Genomic DNA, 6,401 nt, shown 5'->3' with positions numbered 1-6,401 from the left:
CGCCGCTTCGCCTACGACACCTATCGCCGCTTCATCCAGATGTATGCCGACGTTGTGCTCGGCCTCGACCATGATCTCTTCGAGGAGATCCTGGAGAATTTCAAAGGTCTCAATGGCTTGGAGCTCGACACGGATCTTGACGCGGATCAGTGGCTCGAAGTCATCGGTCGCTTCAAGATTCTGGTCGCGACCGAACTCGGCGAGCCCTTCCCGCAGGATCTGCACGATCAGCTTTGGGGTGCGATCTCCGCGGTGTTCGGCTCCTGGCAGAATGCCCGCGCCATCGCTTACCGCCGCCTGCACGACATTCCCGACGATTGGGGTACGGCCGTCACCATTCAAGCGATGGTGTTCGGCAATCGCGGCGATCACAGCGCGACCGGCGTCATCTTCACTCGCAATCCTTCGACCGGCGTCAATGAGCTCTATGGCGAGTTCCTGGTCAATGCTCAGGGTGAGGACGTCGTGGCTGGCCTGCGCACGCCGCAATCCCTCACCGAGCATGCGCGGAGCGCGTCCGGAGACAGCAGGCCGTCGCTCGAGGCGTTGATGCCGGAGGTCTTTGCCGAGCTGAGAGCGGTGTGTGCAAGGCTCGAAGCGCATTTCCGCGACACGCAGGACATCGAATTCACGATTCAAGAGGGCAAACTCTGGATCCTGCAATCGCGCAGCGGCAAACGCACCACGCAAGCAGCGTTGAAGATCTCCATCGACATGGCCCGCGATGGGCTGATCGCGCGCGAGGAAGCAGTCGCGCGCATCAACGCAGGCCAGGTCGATCAGCTGCTGCACCCGACCATCGATCCGAAAGCAGAGCGCACGGTCATCGGCAAGGGCCTTGCCGCATCGCCGGGCGCTGCGTCTGGTGAACTTGTCTTCGACGCCGACGAAGCGGTGCATCTCAAGGCGCAAGGTCATACCGTGATTCTCGCGCGCATCGAGACATCGCCGGAGGACGTGCAAGGCATGCATGCCGCAGTCGGTATTCTCACCACGCGCGGCGGCATGACGAGCCATGCGGCGGTGGTGGCGCGCGGCATGGGACGCCCATGCGTTTGCGGCGCGACCGCCATTCAGATCGATCTCGAGCGCGAGACGCTGCGCGCAGGCGACGTTCTTCTCCATAAGGGCGACATCGTCACCATCGACGGTTCCAGCGGCCAGATCATCAAAGGCCGCGTACCGATGCGCGAAGCGGAGCTATCGGAAGATTTCGTCACCCTGATGGGCTGGAGCGACGCCTTCCGGCGCATGGGTGTGCGCGCCAATGCCGACACGCCCGATGACGCACGCCAGGCGCGGGCCTTCGGCGCCGAGGGCATCGGGCTTTGCCGCACCGAGCACATGTTCTTCGAGGAGGGCCGCATCCTCGCCATGCGCGAGATGATCCTCGCCGAGGATAGCGAGGGGCGGCAGAAGGCGCTCGCTAAGCTGCTTCCCGCTCAGCGCCAAGACTTCGTAGAGCTGTTCGAGATCATGGCGGGGCTTCCCGTGACGATCCGCCTGCTCGATCCGCCGCTGCATGAGTTCTTGCCGCACACCCCGGACGCCATCGGCGAGGTTGCCGCCGACATAGGCGTGAGCGTGTCGCGGCTGAAGCGCCGTATCGCCGCCCTGAGCGAATTCAACCCGATGCTCGGCCATCGCGGCGCGCGGCTGCTGGTGAGCTTTCCTGAGATCGCCGAGATGCAGGCTCGCGCCATCTTCGAGGCCTCGATCGAGGCAAGCGAAGCGCTGCACGACCGCGTCACGCCCGAGATCATGGTGCCCCTGGTCGCCGACAAGGCCGAGCTCGACCTGATCAAGGCCCATATCGATGCCATCGCCCGCGCGGTGGAGAAAGAGCGCGGTACGCGGCTGACCTACTCGGTCGGCACCATGGTCGAGCTTCCCCGCGCCTGTCTCATGGCGGGCGAGATCGGCCAAAGCGCGGAGTTTTTTTCCTTTGGTACCAACGACTTGACCCAAACGACTTTCGGCCTCAGCCGCGATGACGCCGGCCGCTTCCTCGGCGAGTACGCGGATAAGGGCATCATTCATTACGACCCCTTCGTCACGTTGGACCCCGCTGTGGGCGAACTGATGCGCATCGGCGCCACGCGGGGGCGCGAGGCAAAGCCAGGCCTTAAGGTCGGCATCTGCGGCGAGCATGGCGGCGACCCGGAAACCATTATTTTCTGCGAAGAAATCGGCCTCGACTACGTGTCCTGCTCGCCCTACCGGGTGCCCGTCGCGCGGCTCGCCGCGGCTCAGGCAGTTTTAGGACGAGCGGAAAGACTTCGTTAGCCTTGTCTCGTTAAAGGCAAGCGATCGTTTACGGCGTTTACCACAATTTGCCCCAAATTGTCGTGCAACCTGAGGGCAACTAAAACGGGGGTATCCGGGCGTGATCCGGTGGGGGACTGAGATAAAACTGCGCATTTCCCACCTTTTTGCCTGAGTCCCTGACGGGGAACGACCTCCGCGTGCGCCTGCGTACCATGGCGTAAACGTGGAGAATGGAGGGCCGTCCGGCGCGTAGGACGGACTTCCAAGAATGGGTAGGGGACCTACCCATGGAGGGACCATGCGCCGACGCTTACCTTCGCGGGTGTGGCACGCTTTAGCTGCGTTTGTACCGCTTCCGTTGATTGGATTGGGTTACGTCGCCGCCGTTCCAGGCAATCCCATTGCTTTTGAAATCGAGCTCTATCTCGCCGGCAAGGGCTCGGCCTATGAGCGCACGCTGCCCAAAGCCGGCGCCGAATCACAAGCCCTCCCGCAAGCGGCAGCCCAGCTCTTCAGCGCCGGCGGCAAAGGTCCCCGCGCCGATCAATACCTCGTCGTGATGACAACGACTTACGCCGGCAAGCAGCGCATCGCTGCGAGCGTGATGGGCACCAATGCGACGGTGGCGGCTCTGTTTGGCGGCGGCATGGTCAGCCGCGACCGCAAGGGCGACCGCCTGAAGCCGACCATCAGCGAGGCCGCGCTTAAGGGGCCGATCGAGGAGGGGCTCTCCGCCGCGTTGTTCATGTCGTCACCGCTCAATTCCGACGCCATGGATTACGAATCGACCTGGAATGACGCCATGCCGCGGCCAAAGCCCGAATCAGTCGCATATCGTCCGACGCCGAAGGCTCTGAACTTCCGCTATCAAGGCGAGAGCCAGGCGGAGTTCGAGGAGCGCGAGCGCCGCTGCCTGTCGACAGCGATCTATTTCGAGGCACGCGGTGAGCCGGTACACGGTCAGATCGCGGTCGGTCAGGTGATCATGAATCGCGTGCGCAGTCCGCTCTTCCCCGAAACCATCTGCGGTGTCGTCTATCAAGGGCAGATGCAGAGGGGCTGTCAGTTCTCTTTCGCCTGCGACGGTCATACGGACACGCCGAAAAACAACACGCAGTGGGAACTCGCGCAGGAGCTTTCACGCCAAATCACCTCCGGCCAGGAATGGCTTCCCGAGGTCGGCTATTCCACGTTCTACCATGCTGATTATGTGCGACCGGGCTGGGCCAGGAAGATGAACAAGATCGATTCCATCGGCCGCCACGTCTTCTACAAGAAGCGCAACGAGGCGCCCTACGTCGTGCAGGCCTCGGCGACGGCGAGCCCGGTGACTGCCGACGCTCAACAGGCCTCGAGCGGCCTGGTCGGATCTGCGATCTCACTCGTCTCCACTGTCGCCGACACCACTAGCTCACCCACTCCAGCGATGAGTCTAGGTTTCTCGGCGAGTGAGTAAGCGCTCCGACCGAGATAAGGTCGACGCCGGTTTCCGCGATTTCCCTCACAGTCTCTAATGTTACCCCGCCGGACGCCTCCGTTATGACGCGGCCGTCCGCCAGAGCCACCGCCTCCTTCAGGCTGGCGATGTCCATATTGTCGAGCAGCACGGCATCGATGGGATAAAGCAGCGCCTCTTGCAGCTGCTGCAGCGTATCCACCTCAACCTCGACCTTGACCATATGCCCGACGCGCGCGCGCAAGCCCTCTAGTGCCTGTCGCATTCCACCGGCAGCGGCGATGTGATTGTCCTTCACCAGCACCGCGTCATAGAGGCCGAAACGGTGATTGAGCCCACCGCCCGCCCGCACGGCATATTTCTCCAGAGCGCGCAAACCGGGCGTCGTCTTGCGTGTGCAGGCTATGCGGGTCCGGGTCCCCTCGACAGCGGCGGCATATTTGGCGGTGAGGGTTGCGATGCCGCTCAAGCGGCCGATGAAATTGAGCACGGTCCTTTCGCCGGTGAGGATCGCACGCGTTGTAGCCTCAATCTGCGCAACGGCCGTGCCGGCGTCGATCTTTGTTCCGTCCGCGACCCGTGCGACGAAGCTGACATCGGGATCGAGAGCCCGAAAGGCCGCGTCCGCCAGCGGCAGGCCTGCGACCACGCCCGCCTCGCGCATCACGATCTCGGCCTTGCCCCTCGCGTCGGGCGGTACGATGGCGTCTGTGGTAATGTCGCCAGCGGTGCCAAGGTCCTCGGCGAGGGCTACGGCAACGGCCTCTTTCACCAGCGGGGAAGGCAGCTCCAGCCTAACGGCGTCGTCCGTCATGCATGTACGAGCGCGAGGCGCGGTGCCGCCGACCGGCGCATATCAATGGCTTCGCGAGCGATGGCGTCAGCGTCCGCGAGCCGCAGGAAGCTGCGCCGGGCGAGGGCGTCGCTCGCCTGCGGGTAGTCGCTGCGGAAATGCGCGCCGCGGCTTTCCCGCCGGTTGAGAGCGGCGGCGGTGACGAGTTTTGCCGTCGTCAGCATGTTGGCGAGGGACCGGTCGCCGCCGGCCTCGGCTTCGAGGGCGCCGATGGTCGCGAGCGCCGCGGTCAAGGATTGGGCGTCGCGAATGACGCCGACTTCGGCCGCCATGGTGGTCCGCAGCGTCTGAAGGGCGCGCGCGCTCTGCTTGGATGTCACGCGCACGGGCCCGGCGGCGCGTCGGAGCGGCTGCCGCAGCGGTGTGGGCAGCGTTCCGGCGATATTGGCAGCGACGCGTGCGCCGAACACCACGGCCTCCAGCAGCGAATTCGAGGCGAGCCGGTTCGCGCCGTGCGCCCCGGTCGAGGCCACCTCGCCGCAGGCCCACAACCCGTCGACTGAGCTCCGCCCCTCCGCGTCGGTGAGAATGCCGCCCATGTCGTAGTGGGCGGCTGGCGCGATGGGGATCGCCTCTTTCATGGGATCGATTCCGGCCTCGCGGCAGATTGCCGAGACGGTTGGAAAGTGAGCGGCAAGGTTGGCACCGAGATGCCGGCAGTTGAGAAACGCGCCACGCCCGCTCGTGACCTCGCGATAGACCGCGCGCGCCACGATGTCGCGCGGCGCAAGCTCGGCATCGTCGTGCAACGCGCGCATGAAGCGTTCGCCGCGCCCGTTGATGAGGGTCGCGCCTTCGCCGCGCAGCGCCTCGGTCGCGAGTGGCGCGGGGTCGCGGCCGATATTGATGGCGGTCGGATGAAACTGCATGAACTCCGCGTCCGCTATGATGGCGCCGGCTCGGGCGGCGATGGCGATACCTTCGCCGCGCGCGGCGCGCGGGTTGGTGGTGATGGCATAGATCTGTCCGGCACCGCCGGTTGCGAGAACGACCGCGCTGGCGGGAAGGCTGAGACGCATTCCGAAGATGTTTGCCGCCACGGCCTCCAGCTCCACACCGGCAACGCGCCCATCGTCCACGATAAGATCGCGTGCCGCGAAGCCCTCCAGCACCTCGATCGACGGCGTGCGCCGGACGGCATCGATCAGCGCCGCCATGATGGCGCTGCCGGCGGTGTCGCCCTTGACGTGAAGAATGCGGTTGCGCCCATGCGCAGCCTCGCGCGCAAGGCTCAGATGTCCTTCGAGGTCACGGTCGAATGGCACGCCGTAGGCGAGCAGATCCTGGATGCGCTCGCGGGCCTCGCGCGCCATCAGGAACGCGATCTTCTCATCGACGATACCCGCGCCCGCGACAATGGTGTCGGCGGCATGAGCTTCCGGGGTATCGCCTTCGGCGATGGCCGCGGCGATTCCCGCTTGCGCCCAAAAGCTCGAACCGCCTTCGCCGAAACGAGCGGCCGACACCACGGTGACGGGCAGCGGCGCGAGCTTGAGCGCGGTGAACAGCCCGGCGAGGCCGGCGCCGACAATGACGATGCCGTCGCTCACGGGGCGGCGTACTGCTTTCGGAGCTTCGATCATGATGTTCACCCAATGTCCGCCGCTCGGCGTCCGTGGTCAGTGATTGAGATTGATCATGCGCTCGACGGCGGCGCGCGCCCGCTCGGCGACCTCCGGCGGAATCGTCACCTCCTCTTTGAGGAAGACGAGCGAGTCCAGAATTTTTGGCAAGGTGATGCGCTTCATATGCGGGCAAAGATTGCAGGGCCGCACGAACTGCACGTTCGGCGCCTCCACCGCGACGTTGTCGCTCATGGAGCAC

Annotated in this window: 5 protein-coding genes; 2 read left to right on the top strand and 3 right to left on the bottom strand. The window is 64.8% G+C overall.

Translation table 11 applies throughout. The features are described from left to right. A partial coding sequence (gene ppdK, locus ACR2J1_RS01895; RefSeq protein WP_434017659.1) for a pyruvate, phosphate dikinase occupies window positions 1-2,286 on the top strand: 2,286 nt, incomplete at its 5' end. A 280-nt stretch (window positions 2,287-2,566) separates the two neighbouring features. Then, complete coding sequence (locus tag ACR2J1_RS01890; protein WP_434017658.1) at window positions 2,567-3,724, top strand: cell wall hydrolase; 1,158 nt, start codon at window positions 2,567-2,569, stop codon at window positions 3,722-3,724. Here the strand turns inward: ACR2J1_RS01890 and nadC are convergent. From nadC to nadA, 3 genes are all read right to left on the bottom strand, one after another. Next, window positions 3,675-4,538, bottom strand: coding sequence for a carboxylating nicotinate-nucleotide diphosphorylase (nadC, locus tag ACR2J1_RS01885; RefSeq protein WP_434017657.1), 864 nt, complete (start codon window positions 4,536-4,538; stop codon window positions 3,675-3,677). The genes ACR2J1_RS01890 and nadC overlap by 50 nt on opposite strands. Continuing rightward, complete coding sequence (locus ACR2J1_RS01880; RefSeq protein ID WP_434017660.1) at window positions 4,535-6,160, bottom strand: L-aspartate oxidase; 1,626 nt, start codon at window positions 6,158-6,160, stop codon at window positions 4,535-4,537. Before ACR2J1_RS01880 ends, nadC begins: the two co-directional genes overlap by 4 nt. Window positions 6,161-6,196: 36 nt before the next feature. After that, window positions 6,197-6,401 (bottom strand): quinolinate synthase NadA (nadA, locus tag ACR2J1_RS01875; protein ID WP_434017656.1); only part of this gene is annotated, 205 nt, incomplete at its 5' end.

Origin of the sequence: Methyloceanibacter sp., assembly GCF_050999895.1 — a bacterium.
In the GTDB taxonomy this organism is placed as follows: domain Bacteria; phylum Pseudomonadota; class Alphaproteobacteria; order Rhizobiales; family Methyloligellaceae; genus Methyloceanibacter.
Note: the sequence above shows the minus strand (reverse complement) of the source record. Positions and strands in the feature narration are given on the sequence as shown.

Excerpts from the sequence above, each read along its gene's own strand:
- ACR2J1_RS01890 (WP_434017658.1), top strand. The coding sequence starts at position 2,567 with ATGCGCCGACGCTTACCTTCGCGGGTGTGGCACGCTTTAGCTGCGTTT.
- nadC (WP_434017657.1), bottom strand. The coding sequence starts at position 4,538 with ATGACGGACGACGCCGTTAGGCTGGAGCTGCCTTCCCCGCTGGTGAAA.
- ACR2J1_RS01880 (WP_434017660.1), bottom strand. The coding sequence starts at position 6,160 with ATGATCGAAGCTCCGAAAGCAGTACGCCGCCCCGTGAGCGACGGCATC.